This window comes from Paenimyroides aestuarii, assembly GCF_024628805.1.
Lineage (GTDB): Bacteria > Bacteroidota > Bacteroidia > Flavobacteriales > Flavobacteriaceae > Flavobacterium > Flavobacterium aestuarii_A.
Genome location: NZ_CP102382.1, coordinates 728,518 through 746,640, shown reverse-complemented (window position 1 = coordinate 746,640; position 18,123 = coordinate 728,518). Strand labels below are relative to the sequence as shown.

Annotated in this window: 12 protein-coding genes, 3 tRNA genes, 3 rRNA genes and 1 pseudogene; 14 read left to right on the top strand and 5 right to left on the bottom strand. The window is 38.5% G+C overall.

Translation table 11 applies throughout. The annotated features are described in order from the left end of the window. Window positions 1-38 precede the first annotated feature (38 nt). The 3 genes from NPX36_RS03660 (at window position 39) to NPX36_RS03650 (ending at window position 1,569) form a co-directional block, all read left to right on the top strand. A complete protein-coding gene (locus NPX36_RS03660; protein ID WP_257500062.1) occupies window positions 39-461 on the top strand; it encodes a hypothetical protein in 423 nt (140 codons plus the stop codon). Window positions 462-542: 81 nt separating this feature from the next. Then, window positions 543-1,187 carry a septal ring lytic transglycosylase RlpA family protein gene (locus NPX36_RS03655; protein ID WP_257500061.1) on the top strand — a complete coding sequence of 215 codons (645 nt, stop codon included), beginning with the start codon at window positions 543-545 and terminating at the stop codon, window positions 1,185-1,187. A gap of 22 nt (window positions 1,188-1,209) precedes the next feature. After that, window positions 1,210-1,569 carry a septal ring lytic transglycosylase RlpA family protein gene (locus NPX36_RS03650; protein WP_257500718.1) on the top strand — a complete coding sequence of 120 codons (360 nt, stop codon included), beginning with the start codon at window positions 1,210-1,212 and terminating at the stop codon, window positions 1,567-1,569. On the opposite strand, the gene NPX36_RS03645 is transcribed toward NPX36_RS03650, so the two are convergent. Continuing rightward, the gene (locus tag NPX36_RS03645; RefSeq protein ID WP_257500060.1) at window positions 1,553-2,026 is read right to left on the bottom strand and encodes a CYTH domain-containing protein; all 474 of its coding nucleotides are present in this window, start codon (window positions 2,024-2,026) and stop codon (window positions 1,553-1,555) included. The two genes, NPX36_RS03650 and NPX36_RS03645, sit on opposite strands and share 17 nt — an antisense overlap. A 48-nt stretch (window positions 2,027-2,074) precedes the next feature. On the opposite strand from NPX36_RS03645, the gene NPX36_RS03640 reads away from it, so the two are divergent. Both NPX36_RS03640 and dinB read left to right on the top strand, forming a co-directional pair. Then, complete coding sequence (locus NPX36_RS03640; RefSeq protein WP_257500059.1) at window positions 2,075-4,111, top strand: site-specific recombinase; 2,037 nt, start codon at window positions 2,075-2,077, stop codon at window positions 4,109-4,111. Window positions 4,112-4,122: 11 nt separating this feature from the next. Further along, complete coding sequence (dinB, locus tag NPX36_RS03635) at window positions 4,123-5,199, top strand: DNA polymerase IV (protein WP_257500058.1); 1,077 nt, start codon at window positions 4,123-4,125, stop codon at window positions 5,197-5,199. Between the two features lie 57 nt (window positions 5,200-5,256). Here the strand turns inward: dinB and NPX36_RS03630 are convergent, their stop codons facing one another. Continuing rightward, complete coding sequence (locus NPX36_RS03630; RefSeq protein WP_257500057.1) at window positions 5,257-6,162, bottom strand: Omp28-related outer membrane protein; 906 nt, start codon at window positions 6,160-6,162, stop codon at window positions 5,257-5,259. A gap of 126 nt (window positions 6,163-6,288) precedes the next feature. Here NPX36_RS03630 and NPX36_RS03625 point away from each other — a divergent pair, with 126 nt between their 5' ends. From NPX36_RS03625 to rrf, 9 genes are all read left to right on the top strand, one after another. Then, window positions 6,289-6,780, top strand: coding sequence for a TlpA family protein disulfide reductase (locus tag NPX36_RS03625; RefSeq protein ID WP_257500056.1), 492 nt, complete (start codon window positions 6,289-6,291; stop codon window positions 6,778-6,780). Window positions 6,781-6,783: 3 nt separating this feature from the next. Continuing rightward, a complete protein-coding gene (locus tag NPX36_RS03620; RefSeq protein ID WP_257500055.1) occupies window positions 6,784-8,433 on the top strand; it encodes a DUF6029 family protein in 1,650 nt (549 codons plus the stop codon). Between the two features lie 200 nt (window positions 8,434-8,633). After that, window positions 8,634-10,400, top strand: a complete 1,767-nt coding sequence (gene rpsA, locus NPX36_RS03615; protein WP_257500054.1) for a 30S ribosomal protein S1 — start codon at window positions 8,634-8,636, stop codon at window positions 10,398-10,400. A gap of 516 nt (window positions 10,401-10,916) precedes the next feature. Continuing rightward, a tRNA-Val gene (locus tag NPX36_RS03610) sits at window positions 10,917-10,991 on the top strand. 200 nt (window positions 10,992-11,191) lie between these two features. Continuing rightward, a 16S ribosomal RNA gene (locus tag NPX36_RS03605) occupies window positions 11,192-12,704 on the top strand. A 69-nt stretch (window positions 12,705-12,773) separates the two neighbouring features. Beyond that, a tRNA-Ile gene (locus NPX36_RS03600) sits at window positions 12,774-12,847 on the top strand. 88 nt (window positions 12,848-12,935) lie between these two features. Further along, window positions 12,936-13,009 (top strand) — tRNA-Ala (locus tag NPX36_RS03595). A gap of 215 nt (window positions 13,010-13,224) precedes the next feature. Then, window positions 13,225-16,093: ribosomal RNA gene (locus NPX36_RS03590) — 23S ribosomal RNA — on the top strand. Between the two features lie 202 nt (window positions 16,094-16,295). Beyond that, window positions 16,296-16,407: ribosomal RNA gene (gene rrf, locus NPX36_RS03585) — 5S ribosomal RNA — on the top strand. Together the 16S, 23S and 5S rRNA genes with 3 tRNA genes alongside form the textbook arrangement of a ribosomal RNA operon. A 566-nt stretch (window positions 16,408-16,973) precedes the next feature. Here rrf and NPX36_RS03580 read toward each other — a convergent pair. The 3 genes and pseudogenes from NPX36_RS03580 to NPX36_RS14330 all read right to left on the bottom strand — a co-directional run bounded on the left by NPX36_RS03580 (window position 16,974) and on the right by NPX36_RS14330 (window position 18,096). Beyond that, window positions 16,974-17,441, bottom strand: a complete 468-nt coding sequence (locus NPX36_RS03580; protein WP_257500053.1) for a regulatory protein RecX — start codon at window positions 17,439-17,441, stop codon at window positions 16,974-16,976. A gap of 48 nt (window positions 17,442-17,489) precedes the next feature. Further along, window positions 17,490-17,774 (bottom strand): hypothetical protein, encoded by a 285-nt coding sequence (locus NPX36_RS03575; RefSeq protein ID WP_257500052.1) that lies wholly within the window; start codon window positions 17,772-17,774, stop codon window positions 17,490-17,492. A 130-nt stretch (window positions 17,775-17,904) separates the two neighbouring features. After that, window positions 17,905-18,096 (bottom strand): annotated as a pseudogene (locus tag NPX36_RS14330) (cold-shock protein). Between the last annotated feature and the right edge of the window lie 27 nt (window positions 18,097-18,123).

Genomic DNA, 18,123 nt, shown 5'->3' with positions numbered 1-18,123 from the left:
AGCCTATATTTGCCAGCAAACAACAATAATTTAAAACTATGTACACAGGTTTACAACACGCACATTCTTACATTGCCTATTTGGCTTTAATTTTGTTAATTGTTGCTTCGATCAATGCAATCATCGGAATGACATCAAACAAAGAATTTAAAGATGGCGACCGTAAAATTTCGTTATTTGCGTTAATTTTTACACACACACAATTGTTAATTGGAATCATACTTTATTTTGTGTCTCCAATGGTTCAATCATTTTCAGTAGCAATGAAAGATAGCACCTTGCGATTGTATGCTTTAGAGCATCCATTGATCAATATAATTGCAGTAGTTTTAATTACAATTGGTTGGTCGCGTCACAAAAAAATGACAACAAGTAAAGCAAAATTCAAATCAATTGCCATCATGTATGCCTTGGGAACCATCTTGATATTGTCTAGAATTCCTTGGAGCGCTTGGTTATAAAATTCAATTCTTAATTAAATAAAAAGAAAAGAATCCTCTTGTCTTTACAAGAAAAAAAGAAGTTTAATTAAATTACAATTTATGAAGAAGCATTTTTCATTAATTTTAGTAGGATTGGTAACACTAACGGCAATAATGAGCTACGGTGTATTATCAAAAAACACGGAGACGGATAACAACGAAAAAGTTGTGGGGAAAGAATTAGCGTTTGCAGAAGTAGCAACAGCTAACAGTTTGGGGAAAGATTCTTCTAAAATAAACGAAAAAGAAGCAGACTTAAAAAGCGAATTAGTTAAATTAAATGCCGAATTAGAAGCCTTGGAAGAGGAAGTAGAGGTGGTGCATGAAGAAACAAATGCTTCATATTACCACGACAAATTCAACGGTAGAAAAACAGCAAGTGGTGCCATTTTTAGCAATAAAAAATATACTGCGGCTCACAAAACACTTCCTTTTGGTACCAAAGTACGCGTGACCAATTTAAGAAATGATCGCGAAATAATTGTAGAAATAAACGATCGCGGCCCTTTTGTGAAAGGTCGAAAACTAGATTTAAGCAAAACCGCTTTTATGGACTTAGCAAGCAATAAAGGTCGTGGTGTTTTACCTGTTAAAATAGAAGTTTTACCAGAAAATTACGAAGAAAGAAAAAGCGAATTGCAAGAAGAGTTGAGTATCATTACTTCTATTCCAGAAGATTTAGATTTAAACGAATTTGCGCTATAACGTATTTTTTATACTAATATTAATGTGTTTGGCAAGTTGCAAAACCGCCAAAACAAACAAAAAAATAGAAACCTCATTGTTTAAAAATGAGGTTTTTGCTTGTTATTACCACGATAAATTCAATGGGAGAACCACTGCCAATGGAGAAATTTTTTCAAATAATAAGCAAACGGCCGCTCACAAAATCCTTCCATTTGGCACAAAAGTAAAAGTAACCAACCTTGCAAACAACAAAAGTGTTGAGGTGCTGATTAACGACCGCGGTCCATTCACAAAAGGCTTAGAAATTGACCTAAGCAAAAAAGCGTTCAATGCCATTTCCCACGATAAAAAAGCAGGTAAGCTAAAAGTGAAATTAGAATTGGTTAATCCACCCAATTAGCAAACGGATGATTGCTTAAATAAGAGTTGTAAAATCGCTTATCACCTGTAAGTTCATCGCCCAGCCAATCGGGTTTTTCAAAATGTTCATCGGTAGTTTGCAATTCAATTTCGGCAATAACCAAACCGGTGTTTAATCCTTCAAAAACATCCACTTCAAACACTGAATCGCCATTCAAAACTATATATCTGGTTTTATCGATGATGAAATCCTCACAAAGCAATAGCAAAGCTTCTGCCTCTTCAACAGCAATCTCTTTTTCCCATTCAAACCGTTTTAAACCATCGGCACTGCTTATTCCCTTTACCGTAATGAAACCTTTATCGCCTTTAATACGCACCCGAACCGTTCGGTTTTCGTTAGAATTCAAATAACCTTGCGTAATCTTATAGCTTTTTTTAGCATTCGCCAAAAAAGTAGTACTTTTAACGCTGAATTTTCGTTCAATTTCAAACATGATTTTTTTAAGTTTTACTAAAGAATCAAATATCGTAAAAAAGATTGTATGAGTTTATTAAAAAAGAACTTTACCTATAAAAACATTAGCGAAATCTTTGCGAAGTATATCGTAGAAGATCAAGTAATGTTGCAAGATAGCCTGTATTTTTTGTACGATTTGGTTCGATATATTCGTCCGAAAAATCCAAAACGTGTAGCAAACATCACCCTTCGCGAATTGTTGGATCATTTAATTGAATTTGATAAAGATCGAAAAACGTTAAGTGATTATTTAAAAAATATTCTTTCAGGAAGAAAGTTTCACTTAATGGCTTCAGACGCCGGTATTCTGCAAGATTCTGATTTTATATATGAAATTAGAAAGCGCATCTCGGCTAAAGTTTTGCCCTATCAGCCCCAGAAAGAAACATTAGAATATGTTTTAAATCAGGTGTTTTATAAAGAAAACGATTTTATTTGGATTAATAAAATACCACTGACCGAATTGGTAGAGCTGCTTGAAATTTTGCAAATAAAAGATATTTATCAGTTTGAAAAAGCCGATGAAGGTGCCATGTCTGAAATGCTTTATGCCATGGGATTGCTCACCCAACGAATGAGTGGTCGTTCCATGGAAACCAGTATTTTAAACATGATTCCTAAATACAACCATTTGGCGAGTCCGTTTTTAGGTTTCGAAAGTGAATTTTTAGAAATAGAAAGCCGCTTGCGCAAAGGCGAAATTCAGTTTGTTGATGCCAATGATTTAAACTATAAACAATTAGTTATTTTGCACAATCAATGTGTAGAGTTGGTGAAACATGCCTATAAAAACAGTTCTGTATTCGGAATTACGCTTAAAGTAAACCAAAGTTTATTGCGTATCAGGCAGCAATTAGATCGCATCAAATTTTTAATGGATTTATTAGTGGTTGATACCAAACAAGACCAACTCACCAATACCATTAAATTGTCACTCAGATTAATCGAATACAATTGCTATAAAAACAATGTAAGCAAACTAATCGCAGAAAGCACGCAAGTAGTTTCCTACGAAATTACACAATATACCGCCAAAACCGGAGAACATTACATTACCGAAACTGTTAAAGAATATTTTGGAATGTTCAAAGCTTCATTAGGCGCCGGGTTAATAGTGGGTTTTTTGTGTATCTTTAAAGTATTGCTGTCTAAGGCCGATACCAGCGATTTTGGATTTGCCTTTTTGTACAGTATGAACTATGCTTTTGGATTCATCGTGATTTATTTGTTAGGCTTTGCTTTAGCAACCAAACAGCCTGCTATGACAGCGTCAACCATTATTAAAGCGATAGAAGAAGGCCGCAAAAACCAATCGTCTGCCGAACAGCATACTGCTTTTGCCCGATTGTTTGCCCGATTGTTTCGTTCGCAATTTATTGCATTTGTAGGCAATGTAATTATGGCATTTTTAGTTGCTTTGCTGCTTATTTGGTGTATAGACAGTATTACGGGCATCAATATCACCGATACCAAATGGCACACGCTGCTAAAAGATGCCAGCCCTGTGCATTCTTGGGCAATTTTGCATGCAGGTATTGCAGGTGTTTTTCTTTTTCTTTCTGGAATTATTTCTGGAAATGTATCCAACAAAAACAAACACAACCAAGTGTATTACCGCATTCAAGAAAATCCATTTCTAAAAAGCACGATTGGTGCTTACAAATCGCATCGATTGGCTACTTGGCTCGAAAAAAAATGGCCGGGTATTATATCAAACTTTTGGTTTGGTGTGTTTATGGGCAGTACACACTCTATTGGAATTTTCTTGGGACTGAATTTAGATATTCGCCATATAACCTTCGTGGGTGGAAACATTGCATTGGGTGCTTATGGAGCCGATTTTCAATTGCCCACAGAAACCTGGTTATGGTGTTTGCTAGGATTGTTTTTTGTAGGATTTATGAACTTTATTGTCAGTTTTGGATTGTCTTTAGGATTGGCTTTCCGTTCCAGAAACATTCCTTTGATTGAAGTATTCGCGCTACAAAAGTCGGTTTGGCAACACTTTAAAAAACACCCTCTTCATTTCTTTTTCCCAAAGAGAAATAAGGAAAACTTGTAAATGAATAATAAATGACGGCAGCGCATCGAAAAATAATACATATCGATATGGATGCGTTTTACGCTTCGGTAGAGCAACTCGATTTTCCCGAATTGCGAAACAAACCATTGGCAGTTGGTGGTTCAGAAATCCGAGGTGTGATTTCTGCAGCAAGCTATGAAGCACGGAAATTTGGTGTGCGAAGTGCTATGAGCGGAAAATTAGCTATAAAAAAATGTCCGGAACTTATTTTTGTGAAACCCAGGTTTGATCGCTACAAAGAAGTGTCGCAACAAATTCGTGCCATTTTTTTAGAATATACCGATTTAGTAGAACCCTTGTCTTTAGACGAAGCATTTTTAGATGTTACCATCAATAAAAAAAACCTGAAAAGCGCTACAAACATTGCAGAGGAAATTCGCAGAAAAATTTTCGAAACTACTGGTTTAACAGCATCTGCAGGAATTTCAGTGAATAAGTTTTTAGCCAAAATAGCCAGCGACTACAATAAGCCCAACGGACAAAAAACCATTCGCCCCGAAGAAATCATTCCTTTTTTAGATGCTTTAGAAATTAAACGTTTTTTTGGAGTAGGGAAGAAAACCTGTGAAAAAATGTATCATTTAGGGATATTTACGGGCAGCGACCTGCGAATGAAATCAATAGACTTTCTAGAGGAGCATTTTGGCAATTCAGGACTACACTTTTATCAATTGGCACGTGGTATTAGCAATTCACCAGTAGTACCCAACCGATTGCCGAAATCAATTGGTGCCGAACGAACCTTCACAGAAAACTTCACCTCAATCATTCCTTTGCAAGATAAACTAAAAGACGTTTGCGAAGAAGTTTCTATACGCTTACAAAAACGCAATTTATCGGGGAAAACTCTTACCCTTAAAATAAAGTACAGCGATTTTACGCTTCAAACCAAAAGCACCACCTTGCCTTATTACATAAGCAGCTACGATTTGTTACTAGACACAGCCCTGGATCTGCTTGCAAACAGTGATTTAAAAACATCTGTACGGTTAATAGGAATTCAAATAAGCAACTTAAACATCAACCAAAAAAAAGCAGAGTATGTGCAATTAAAATTTCGGTTTTAAAGCAAAAAAGCTGCCCACTGTTTTGGACAGCTTCTTAGAATTGATTTTTAAATATTTCTACATTTTTTCGTAGTCTTGTGTGGTATTAGCTTTTGCTTTTTGAGCATTTACCACGTTTCCGTCTTTATCAAGAACTGCAACAACCACACTTGTTTTTGAAAGATCTTCAATAGTGTATGATAAGCTTGCAGAAGCTTTGAATTCGTTTGATGTTTTTTGACCAGCAGGAACAGGCTCCCCTAAGAAATTATTAGTAGCACGTACCACGTGATCATGAACAAAATTCATTGACCAAGCTGGTTCTCCTGAGTTGTTGCCAAACATAGCAGTAGCATTTGCTTGTTGAAACACTAAGCCATCTTCCAATAAATAAACAACATATTTAAGTTCTTGATCAATGTTTTGGCTGAATTTTAAGCTCACATCAACTTTACCGCTTGTTGCACCTAAGTTTGATTCAATTTTGATTCCGATTGGAGATCCTTCGTTTAAAAGTTTATATTTCTTTTGGAAAGTTTCAAATCTATCAGCAGAAAAGGAGTAAACCCCTGAAGCAGTTGCAGGAATAAAACTTTGAAACCCAGTTCCAGGAATGGTGGTATTTCGGTTAAAACTTAAATGTGGCCAACCTTTTAGTTTAATAGCTTTCATAAGATTGGTCATACCTGGTAAAACAAATGGATCTTTTACGCTGTTTGGGTTAAAATCACCGTGCACACCAACACCAATAACTCTATCTTTATAGTCAGAACCTTCTAATCCTTCAATTGCAACAGTACCTAGCGGACACCACATACAACTTGCAGAAGTAATATCTTCAACTAATACTTTTTGTTTGTATTCTCCTTTTGTAAAATCTACCTCTGTTGGTGTGTCAGCTGAATCATCAGAACCTGAACAACCAACAAAACCAATAGATGCTATTCCAAATAGCAAAGCGGGCAATAATTTTTTAGTAAACATAGAAATAAGTTAATAATAAGTTAATAATATGTAAAAGTAAAAAAAAAATAATAGTTACAAAATTCTTTATGTAATTATTTTATTCTTACTTTTGGAAATCATTTTTTAATAGAATCTTAAAGTATCATGAAATTACGTACATCATTATTAATTGTGTGTTGTTTTATAGCTACTATTGCTGTAGCGCAGAACAAACTCCCAAATGTATCCCTAAAAACATTAGATAACAAAGCAATCAATATAGCCAATTATAATAACTCATCAAAACCGGTAATCGTTAGCTTTTGGGCTACTTGGTGCGGACCATGTATTAGAGAGTTAGAAGCCATTAAAACAAAATACAGCCACTGGAAAAAAGACTATGGTGTGGAATTAATCGCTGTTTCTATCGATGATTCAAAAACCATTAATAGAGTAAAGCCTATGGTTGCATCTAAAAGCTGGAAATACAATGTTTTATTAGACACCAATCAAGACCTTAAAAGAACATTAAATGTTGTTAATGTTCCCTATACCATGGTGCTTTACAAAGGAAAAGTGATGTTTACTCACTCCAATTATACACCGGGTATTGAAAATATTATTGAAGAAGAATTGGTGAAAATTTTAAAAAAATAATTAATGAAAAAAATATTTTTTTTGGCGGCGTTCTTAACGTCGTCTTTCTTTTATGCGCAAATTCGTGTAGGTATTGAATCAAATAGTCAATATTACATAGACGATGAAAAAATTAAGATAGACGAAACAGAAGCGGAAGAAAGGCTAAGGTCGAATACCTATATTAAACTAGATTATTTTAAAAACAAATGGGAGTTTGGAACCCAGATAGAAGCTTACTATCCTAAAGCAATAATCAACTACAATCCAGATCTACAGGATGTACATATCGGTACCATTTACGCAAAGTATAACGATTTTGATAATGGTGTAAACATTACTTTGGGTCACTTCTATGAGCAATTTGGCAGCGGATTAATTCTGCGTTCATGGGAAGATCGTGCGTTAGGAATTAACAATGCGCTTTTTGGTTTGAATGCGAAATTACGATTAACAAAAAACCTTGACCTTACCACTTTAGGAGGTAAACAACGTTTTGGAATGGGATTTGACCTGTCTGAGAGCTATGTAGTGGGAACTAATATAGAATTTAACTTGTCAGACGCATTAAAATTTGAAAGTACCGATTTAAGGTTAGGTGCCAGCTATGTGGGTAGATTAGATGAAGAAAAAGTGGTTGACTACAATGGTGTGAATGATCTTATCAACGCCTTTTCAGGTCGTGTAAGCTTAGGGTTAGGTAGTTTTAACCTTAGTGGTGAATATATTCATAAGCAAAAAGATATCATTTTTGAAAATGATGATTATGTTGACGAAACATTTCTAGATGGGAATGCAATATTGGTAAACCTAGGATATAATAAAAATAACTTTGGATCTAGTGTGAATCTGCGTAGATTAGAAAACATGATGTTTTATTCTGAAAGAAAGTTTACCGGAAATGTATATAATAAAGGAGTGATAAACTATGTGCCTGCGCTAACCAAACAATACGATTTTTCGCTGCAAAATATTTATGTGTATCAAGCGCAAGGAGGGGTTAATTGGTTCGAGAAAAGAAATGGAGAAATTGGCGGACAGTATGATTTTTACTATGATTTTGTAGAAGGAACAACATTAGGAGGTGAGTATGGAACCCATTTGGCCGTTAATGGATCCTATTGGGCAGGTCTAAAATCATCATACAACTTTGATACCAATATCCTAAATGATGAATTTTTGCAATTTGGAGAAAAATACTATAAGGATCTGGCAATTGAAGTTAGAAAAAGATACTCAACAAAATTTCAAATGATTGCCATGTATATGAACCAATATTACAACGCACCCCTTTTAGAAGGAAAGTTTGATGATGTTAAAACAGATATAGCTAGTGTGGAAGGCTTATATAATTTTTCAGAAACAACCTCTGTTCGTTTGCAATTACAAAATATGTGGGCAACCGCAGATAAAGGTGATTGGGGAGCAGCGCTATTAGAGTTTGTTCCAAACACAATGTTTAGCCTTTATGTAACCGATATGTATAACTACGGAAACTCACATCCAGAAAGTCGTATTCATTACTACAGCGTAGGAGGAAGCTTCTCCAAAGGAGCAACACGTATCGCTCTAAACTATGGACGTCAACGTGGTGGTTTAATCTGCGTAGGCGGTGTATGTAGGTTCGTGCCAGAATCAAACGGATTAACCGTAAACCTAACAACCAATTTCTAAATAAAAAAAAGTCTGGAATTCATTTTTTAGACTTTTTTTATTGATTTCTAGGAAGATAAAAAAAAACAACGTAAATTTGCACCACTTTTTAGCAGAAGAAAAGGATTGAGCTAAAAAGTGAAAACAATAATCAATAACAACTTCTGTTTAAAACTTCATTTCAATCCTTAAATAAACAGAATACAAATTTATTATCAGACATGTCTGAACAAACACAAAACACAAAAGAATTCTTAGACACTTTCAACTGGGACAGTTATGAAAACGGTATTGATGCAGTAGATGCTTCAAACCTTAAAGAATTCGAAGACTTAGTAGAAAAAACATTTATCTCAACCGGTGATGAAGAAGTTGTAGAAGGTGTAGTAGTAAGAATCACAGACAGAGATGCAATTGTTGATATCAACGCTAAATCTGAAGGTGTTATCTCTTTAAACGAATTTCGCTACAATCCAAACTTAAAAGTTGGTGACAAAGTAGAAGTTCTAATCGACGTTCGCGAAGATAAAAACGGACAATTAGTATTATCTCACCGCAAAGCACGTACCATCAAAGCTTGGGATCGCGTGATTGCAGCTCATGACACAGGCGAAATCGTAAACGGTTTTGTTAAATGCAGAACAAAAGGTGGTATGATCGTTGACGTATTCGGTATCGAAGCATTCTTACCAGGATCTCAAATCGATGTGAAACCAATCCGCGATTACGATCAATACGTTAACAAAACCATGGAATTTAAAGTTGTAAAAATCAACCACGAATTCAAAAACGTAGTAGTATCTCACAAAGCATTAATCGAAGCTGATATCGAAATTCAGAAAAAAGAAATCATCGGTCAGTTAGAAAAAGGTCAAGTATTAGAAGGTGTAGTTAAAAACATCACTTCATACGGTGTATTCATCGATTTAGGTGGCGTTGACGGATTAATCCACATCACAGACTTATCATGGTCTCGTATCAACCACCCATCTGAAGTATTAGAATTAGACCAAAAATTAAACGTAGTAATCTTAGACTTCGACGACGAGAAAACACGTATCCAATTAGGTTTAAAACAATTAAACGCACACCCTTGGGATGCTTTAGACGCTAACTTAAACGTTGGAGATAAAGTAAAAGGTAAAGTAGTTGTTTTAGCTGATTACGGTGCATTTATCGAAGTAGCAGAAGGAGTAGAAGGATTGATCCACGTTTCTGAAATGTCATGGTCAACACATTTACGTTCAGCTCAAGATTTCGTTAAAATCGGAGACGAAGTAGAAGCAGTTATCTTAACTTTAGACCGCGAAGAGCGTAAAATGTCATTAGGTATCAAACAATTATCAAACGATCCTTGGACAGACATCACATCTAAATACCCAGTAGGTTCTAAACATACAGGCACCGTTCGTAACTTCACAAACTTCGGCGTTTTCGTTGAATTAGAAGAAGGTATCGACGGATTAGTTTACATTTCAGACCTATCTTGGACTAAGAAAATCAAACACCCATCAGAATTTGTAAACGTAGGAGACAAATTAGACGTTGTAGTGTTAGAATTAGATGTAGAAGGTCGCAAATTATCTTTAGGTCACAAACAAACTACCGACAACCCATGGGATGCACACGAAGCAGCTTACGGCGTAGGTACTGTTCACAACGGAACAATTGCAGACTTAAACGATAAAGGAGCAACCATTAACTTTGAAGAAGATGTAGTAGCCTTCATCCCAACTCGTCACTTAGAAAAAGAAGACGGAAAAAAATTGAAAAAAGGCGATACAGCAGATTTCAAAGTAATCGAATTCAACAAAGAATTCAAAAGAGTAGTAGCATCGCACACTGCAACATTCCGTGAAGAAGAAGAGAAAAACTTCAAAGCAGCAGAAGAAAAAGCAGCAGCAAACAACGCTTCAAACGAAAAAACTACATTAGGAGATATCGACGCATTAGCAGAATTAAAAGCTAAAATGGAAGGTAAAAACTAATACGTTTTTCACACATATTCAATCCCGTCATTTTCAAAAGTGGCGGGATTTTTTTTATGATATGGGCGTTCCCCTTCCATTCCGTTTCAAAACAAAGCTCAGAACCCACACACCATTTCGTACATCACAGAAAAATGCAAGCAAACAGGGGGCGGGCTATTCGCTACAATCTTTTTGTTCGCAAGCTCACAAAAAGGATTTTCGCTGCTATCCCTAACGCGGTTTTTATTGTATAATGTAAATTGTGTTTTGTAAAATTGTACAACTTTGCCAAAGTTCCAAACTTTGGCAAAGATTATTTTCACCTAGTTTAAACTTCAAAACCACACGCTGTCAAACAATTACAAAAAAGATTAAAAAACTTTGAAAAACCATTTGCAAAAGCCAAAAAAAGAGTAGTATATTTGCAACCGCTTTCAGGATAACGAAAGCCACGTTCATAGAAAAAAAGTAAAAAATAAATTTGGATGGTATAGAAAAAGGTTATTATCTTTGCAGTCCGTTCAAAAAGAAAAAGGGCGATTAGCTCAGCTGGTTCAGAGCACCTCGTTTACACCGAGGGGGTCGGGGGTTCGAACCCCTCATCGCCCACAAAAAAAACTTTTTCAAAAAAAAGCAAAAATAAATTTGCTGATTAAAAAATAAGTTTTACTTTTGCAACCGCTTTGAGAGAGAAGCGAAGATAAGAAGAATAAGTTCATAGACATATTGGATTAACAGAGAATTAAAGAGTAAAAGCTCTTGGATAACCAAGAGGTTTTAAACGACACATCAACAATATAAAAAATTATACGATGAAGAGTTTGATCCTGGCTCAGGATGAACGCTAGCGGCAGGCCTAACACATGCAAGTCGAGGGGTAGAAGCAGCTTGCTGTTTTGAGACCGGCGCACGGGTGCGTAACGCGTATGCAATCTACCTTATACTAAGGGATAGCCCAGAGAAATTTGGATTAATACCTTATAGTTAATAGCATTGGCATCAATATATTATAAAATATTATTGGTATAATATGAGCATGCGTCCCATTAGTTAGTTGGTGTGGTAACGGCATACCAAGACGATGATGGGTAGGGGTCCTGAGAGGGAGATCCCCCACACTGGTACTGAGACACGGACCAGACTCCTACGGGAGGCAGCAGTGAGGAATATTGGTCAATGGGCGCAAGCCTGAACCAGCCATGCCGCGTGCAGGATGACGGTCCTATGGATTGTAAACTGCTTTTGTACAGGAAAAACACTCCCATGCGTGGGAATTTATGACGGTACTGTAAGAATAAGGATCGGCTAACTCCGTGCCAGCAGCCGCGGTAATACGGAGGATCCAAGCGTTATCCGGAATCATTGGGTTTAAAGGGTCCGTAGGCGGCTTTATAAGTCAGTGGTGAAAGTTTTTGGCTTAACCAAAAAAATGCCATTGATACTGTAGGGCTTGAATATTTGTGAAGTAACTAGAATATGTAGTGTAGCGGTGAAATGCTTAGATATTACATGGAATACCAATTGCGAAGGCAGGTTACTAACAAATGATTGACGCTGATGGACGAAAGCGTGGTAGCGAACAGGATTAGATACCCTGGTAGTCCACGCCGTAAACGATGGATACTAGCTGTTCGAGCTTCGGTTTGAGTGGCTAAGCGAAAGTGATAAGTATCCCACCTGGGAGTACGGGCGCAAGCCTGAAACTCAAAGGAATTGACGGGGGCCCGCACAAGCGGTGGAGCATGTGGTTTAATTCGATGATACGCGAGGAACCTTACCAGGGCTTAAATGTAGTTTGACGTATTTGGAAACAGATATTTCTTCGGACAAATTACAAGTGCTGCATGGTTGTCGTCAGCTCGTGCCGTGAGGTGTCAGGTTAAGTCCTATAACGAGCGCAACCCCTGTTGTTAGTTGCCAGCGAGTCATGTCGGGAACTCTAGCAAGACAGCCAGTGTAAACTGTGAGGAAGGTGGGGATGACGTCAAATCATCACGGCCCTTACGTCCTGGGCCACACACGTGCTACAATGGCCGGTACAGAGAGCAGCCACTTGGCGACAAGGAGCGAATCTATAAAACCGGTCACAGTTCGGATCGAGTCTGCAACTCGACTCCGTGAAGCTGGAATCGCTAAATAACGGATATCACCATGATCCGGTGAATACGTTCCCGGGCCTTGTACACACCGCCCGTCAAGCCATGGAAGCTGGGGGTACCTGAAGTCGGTGACCGCAAGGAGCTGCCTAGGGTAAAAACCGGTAACTAGGCTAAGTCGTAACAAGGTAGCCGTACCGGAAGGTGCGGCTGGAACACCTCCTTTCTAGAGATGGTTTAAACATCTTTTACTCTTTAACTGTTGGTTCAAAAAAAAGCAGAATAAAAAATACAGAGTCTCGTAGCTCAGCTGGTTAGAGTACTACACTGATAATGTAGGGGTCGGCAGTTCGAGTCTGCCCGGGACTACAAAGTATTTTATTCAAAGGAAATTCTAGAGGTTAGCTAACCTTACAGTTACTGTTAACTATAAACTGTTAACTAACAACTACGATACGGGGGATTAGCTCAGCTGGCTAGAGCGCCTGCCTTGCACGCAGGAGGTCAAGGGTTCGACTCCCTTATTCTCCACAAGAAGCAATAAGCTGTAAGCTTAAAGCTAAAAGCCTAGTGCGTAAAGCGCGAAGCAAAAAGTTCATTGACATATTGAGATACATTTAAAAAGTAGAAAAGATATTAGAAATAATATAAAGCACATTTTTTGGTAGTACGTTATAAGAAATACGTTTTAGGTTTTCGAACCTATAAGCTATAACTTACAACATAGAACTAAAAAAGTAGAGCACAATAAGCAAAATAAGGGCGTATGGGGAATGCCTAGGCTCTCAGAGGCGAAGAAGGACGTGATAAGCTGCGAAAAGCTACGGGGATTGGCACACACGAGACGATCCGTAGATATCCGAATGGGGCAACCCGTCATGTTGAAGACATGTCATCCTGATAAGGAAGCAAACCCGCTGAACTGAAACATCTAAGTAGGCGGAGGAGAAGAAAACAAAAGTGATCCGTAGTAGTGGCGAGCGAACGCGGAAAAGCCCAAACCAAAGTTGTTACGGCAATTTTTGGGGTTGTAGGACCACGACATTTATGCAAATCGAATAAGAATCATTTGAAAATGAACCGCAGAGGGTGATAGTCCCGTATTGGTAAGAGATGTAATAGATAGTGGTATCCTGAGTAGGTCGGGGCACGAGAAACCTTGATTAAACCGGCGGACCATCCGCCAAGGCTAAATACTCCTGAGAGACCGATAGTGAACCAGTACCGTGAGGGAAAGGTGAAAAGAACCGTGAATAACGGAGTGAAAAAGAACCTGAAACCATATACGCCTACAAGCGGTCGGAGCCCATTCGTTGGGTGACGCGTGCCTTTTGCATAATGAGCCTACGAATTACCGTTGCTGGCAAGGTTAAGTAATTAAGTTACGCAGCCGAAGCGAAAGCGAGTCTGAATAGGGCGCATGAGTCAGTAATGGTAGACGCGAAACCGTGTGATCTACCCATGGGCAGGTTGAAGTTTGGGGTAACACCAAATGGAGGACCGAACCGGTTGACGAAAAGTCTTCGGATGACCTGTGGGTAGGGGAGAAAGGCCAATCAAACTCGGAAATAGCTCGTACTCCCCGAAATGCATTTAGGTCAGCGCTGAAAAAAGTTTAATAGAGGTAGAGCTACTGATTGGATGCGGGGGCTTCACCGCCTACCAATTCCTGACAAACTCCGAATGCATTAAATGATTTTCATCAGTGAGGGCATGGGTGCTAAGGTCCATGTCCGAGAGGGAAAGAACCCAGACCATCAGCTAAGGTCCCCAAATGTATGCTAAAGTTGAAAAAACGCGGTTTGATTGCCCCGACAGCTAGGATGTTGGCTTGGAAGCAGCCATTCATTTAAAGAGTGCGTAACAGCTCACTAGTCGAGCGATCGAGCATGGATAATAATCGGGCATAAGCATACTACCGAAGCTATGGATTGTACAAGGTACAGTGGTAGGGGAGCATTCTAAACTGGGTAGAAGGTGATTTGTGAGAATTGCTGGACTGTTTAGAAAAGAAAATGTAGGCATAAGTAACGATAATGCGGGCGAGAAACCCGCACACCGTAAGACCAAGGTTTCCACAGCTATGCTAATCAGCTGTGGGTTAGTCGGGACCTAAGGCACACCCGAAGGGGGACGTCGATGGCCAACGGGTTAATATTCCCGTACTTGTAATAATTGTGATGGAGTGACGCAGTGGTGAAAGTACCGCGAACTGACGGAATAGTTCGTTAAAGCACGTACCTATATCTTTAATAGTAAAATGCGTTAGAGATGGAGAAATGCGATAGTACTCGGAGCCTTCGGGCAAAGAGATAGTGTACCTAAAGGCTGTCAAGAAAAGCTTCTAAACCTAGATTATTAGAACCCGTACCGCAAACCGACACAGGTGGTCGAGGAGAGTATCCTCAGGTGCTCGAGAGATTCATGGCTAAGGAATTAGGCAAAATAGACCTGTAACTTCGGGAGAAAGGTCGCCACGCTCAGGCGTGGCCGCAGTGAAAAGGTCCAGGCGACTGTTTATCAAAAACACAGGGCTCTGCTAAATCGTAAGATGACGTATAGGGCCTGACACCTGCCCGGTGCTGGAAGGTTAAGAGGAGATGTTATCTTCGGAGAAGCATTGAATTGAAGCCCCAGTAAACGGCGGCCGTAACTATAACGGTCCTAAGGTAGCGAAATTCCTTGTCGGGTAAGTTCCGACCTGCACGAATGGTGTAACGATCTGGACACTGTCTCAGCCATGAGCTCGGTGAAATTGTAGTATCGGTGAAGATGCCGATTACCCGCAGTGGGACGAAAAGACCCTGTGCACCTTTACTATAGCTTAGTATTGTTCTTGGATAAGTGATGTGTAGGATAGGTGGGAGACTATGAAGCGGCGTCGCTAGGCGTTGTGGAGTCATTGTTGAAATACCACCCTTTGCTTATCTGAGATCTAACCCCGCGTTTCGGGGGACATTGCTTGGTGGGTAGTTTGACTGGGGTGGTCGCCTCCAAAAGAGTAACGGAGGCTTCTAAAGGTTCCCTCAGCACGCTTGGTAACCGTGCGTAGAGTGCAATGGCAAAAGGGAGCTTGACTGAGAGACCTACAAGTCGATCAGGTACGAAAGTAGAGCATAGTGATCCGGTGGTTCCGCATGGAAGGGCCATCGCTCAAAGGATAAAAGGTACGCCGGGGATAACAGGCTGATCTCCCCCAAGAGCTCATATCGACGGGGGGGTTTGGCACCTCGATGTCGGCTCGTCACATCCTGGGGCTGGAGAAGGTCCCAAGGGTTGGGCTGTTCGCCCATTAAAGTGGCACGCGAGCTGGGTTCAGAACGTCGTGAGACAGTTCGGTCTCTATCTACTGTGGGCGTTAGAAATTTGAGTGGATCTGATTCTAGTACGAGAGGACCGAATTGGACCAACCTCTGGTGTATCAGTTGTGCCGCCAGGTGCATCGCTGAGTAGCTACGTTGGGAAGGGATAAGCGCTGAAAGCATATAAGCGCGAAACCCACCACAAGATGAGATTTCTTTAAAGGGTCGTTGGAGATGACAACGTTGATAGGCTATAGATGTAAAGGCAGTAATGTCATAGTCGAGTAGTACTAATAGCCCGTATGCTTATGTGCTCTGGAAGTTGCTTTGTAAAGTATAGTATTAGTATTAAGATTTTAGTATTAAGTATTAAGACTGAAATAATATCTACAAATAAATAAAAGTATCGAAAATATGTTAACAATATTGCAGCAAAGCTGCGTTTAAAGTTGAAAGTTTAACGCGTTCAAGGTTAAAACCTGAAACAAAGAAACTTTAAACCTTAAACAAAAATTTAAGGTGGTTATAGCATCGGGGCTCACCTCTTCCCATTCCGAACAGAGAAGTTAAGCCCGATAGCGCAGATGGTACTGCATCTTCATGTGGGAGAGTATGTCGCCGCCTTTTTTTAGTAAAGCCTGTCTTTTTCAAGATAGGCTTTCTTTTTTTATTTACTACGTACCGTTCGCTTCGCTCGGGTGGTGCGGCGCAATTCGCAAGCTCGGGTCGCCTTTTTTTAATAAAGCCTGTCTTTTTCAAGACGGGCTTTTTTTTATTTACTACGTACCGTTCGCTTCGTTCGGGTGGTGCGGCGCAATTCGCAAGCTCGGGTCGTCGCCTTTTTTTCTACAATATACAGTAATACAATTTACATTATACATGAAGTGTGGCTAAGGCCTATTGTAAATTTGCATCATAACCATCGAACTATGGTTCGAGACAAGTTCATCTAAAAGAACTTGAAACTTTAAATCTTAAGCAAACCACAGATCACAAAATTTGCACTTATTTTCTTCAATATACAGCAGTACAATTTACATTATACAACTATATAATCTACCTAAAAGACCAATCATCAGCTAACCGCAATAGGGATTGCAGCCTTGTTGGAGCTCTTTGTTTTTTGCGAAAAAACAAAAGCGACGGCGGAAAGCCCGACCTGAAACGGTAGTGGAAGGGATTGCCCATATGTTTTATGTGCTTAACTCCTTCAAAAAATCAAATATTAAGTGGGTTTCATAGCCTTTGCGTAAAAGATAATCGGTCCATCTGCGTTTTTTCTTTTCAAGAGAAGTGTCGGTGAGGGTTTGCCATTTTTTTTCGGCTAGGTTGTAGAAATTGGTTAAATAATCGGTTTCTATTTCTTTTAAAGCTGTTTTAATGTTGTGTGAGGAAATATCTCTGAATTTCAGCTCTTGTTCTATGCGACGTTTGCCCCAATGTTTGAATTTGTGTTTGCCGCGCGCAAAGCTTTTTGCAAAGCGTTCTTCGTTTAGAAAGTTGTTTTCAGATAAATGGGTAAGGATGTGGTCTATGGCGGTTTGAAACATTCCCAGCGTTTTTAGTTTGGCAATAACTTCTTTGTAGCACCGATCTTGATACGAACAATAATATTCTAATTTTTTTATTGCTTCGTTTACCGAAAGTGGGTTTTTGTTCATTTTAATTTTTTTGCTAAAATAAAAAAAATCCCCATAGAGAGGATTTTACTATTTATCTTGTGTGTCTTCAGAATTATCTAGGTCTATATCAAGATCATCTTCGTCTAGTTCATTGAATTGATTCATGATTTGATCGATTTCTTCGTCGGTTAACTCTTCTTCCACTTCGATATCTTCTAGTAACGATTCAAAGCGTTTAATGCTTTTTTTCATGCGTTTGGCTAAGTCTTCGTATTCGCCTAAAAGTTTGTTGTATGATTTAATAATTGATTTTTGTTTTTTAAGCTGTTTGTTTTGAGCTTTTAATTTTTTCTTTAATTCGTCTTTTTTCATAATGATAGGTTTTTGTTTAGTAAATATATTAAAAATGCTTGAAGTATTTTTGATTTTTATGTTAAGTTTTGTGTTATAAAAAAGGGTATACTTTTTGGGTATATCCTTCTTAGATAAAGTAAAACAGGTGTTATTTTCTTTTTACATTTATTGCTGTAATCCCTTTTCTTTCTTGTTCCATGTCAAAAACAACTAAATCGTTTTCGCGTACTCTGTCTAACAAGCCACTTGTGTGAACAAAAATATCTTAATCACCATTTGCTTGTGAAATAAATCCAAATCCTTTAGATTCATTAAAAAATTTTACAGTGCCTTCGTGCATCGTTTCTATATATTAAATTAATTATTC

Excerpts from the sequence above, each read along its gene's own strand:
- NPX36_RS03655 (WP_257500061.1), top strand. The coding sequence starts at position 543 with ATGAAGAAGCATTTTTCATTAATTTTAGTAGGATTGGTAACACTAACG.
- NPX36_RS03645 (WP_257500060.1), bottom strand. The coding sequence starts at position 2,026 with ATGTTTGAAATTGAACGAAAATTCAGCGTTAAAAGTACTACTTTTTTG.
- NPX36_RS03580 (WP_257500053.1), bottom strand. The coding sequence starts at position 17,441 with ATGAACAAAAACCCACTTTCGGTAAACGAAGCAATAAAAAAATTAGAA.
- NPX36_RS03630 (WP_257500057.1), bottom strand. The coding sequence starts at position 6,162 with ATGTTTACTAAAAAATTATTGCCCGCTTTGCTATTTGGAATAGCATCT.
- NPX36_RS03640 (WP_257500059.1), top strand. The coding sequence starts at position 2,075 with ATGAGTTTATTAAAAAAGAACTTTACCTATAAAAACATTAGCGAAATC.
- NPX36_RS03625 (WP_257500056.1), top strand. The coding sequence starts at position 6,289 with ATGAAATTACGTACATCATTATTAATTGTGTGTTGTTTTATAGCTACT.
- NPX36_RS03575 (WP_257500052.1), bottom strand. The coding sequence starts at position 17,774 with ATGAAAAAAGACGAATTAAAGAAAAAATTAAAAGCTCAAAACAAACAG.
- NPX36_RS03650 (WP_257500718.1), top strand. The coding sequence starts at position 1,210 with ATGTGTTTGGCAAGTTGCAAAACCGCCAAAACAAACAAAAAAATAGAA.
- NPX36_RS03620 (WP_257500055.1), top strand. The coding sequence starts at position 6,784 with ATGAAAAAAATATTTTTTTTGGCGGCGTTCTTAACGTCGTCTTTCTTT.
- rpsA (WP_257500054.1), top strand. The coding sequence starts at position 8,634 with ATGTCTGAACAAACACAAAACACAAAAGAATTCTTAGACACTTTCAAC.
- dinB (WP_257500058.1), top strand. The coding sequence starts at position 4,123 with ATGACGGCAGCGCATCGAAAAATAATACATATCGATATGGATGCGTTT.
- NPX36_RS03660 (WP_257500062.1), top strand. The coding sequence starts at position 39 with ATGTACACAGGTTTACAACACGCACATTCTTACATTGCCTATTTGGCT.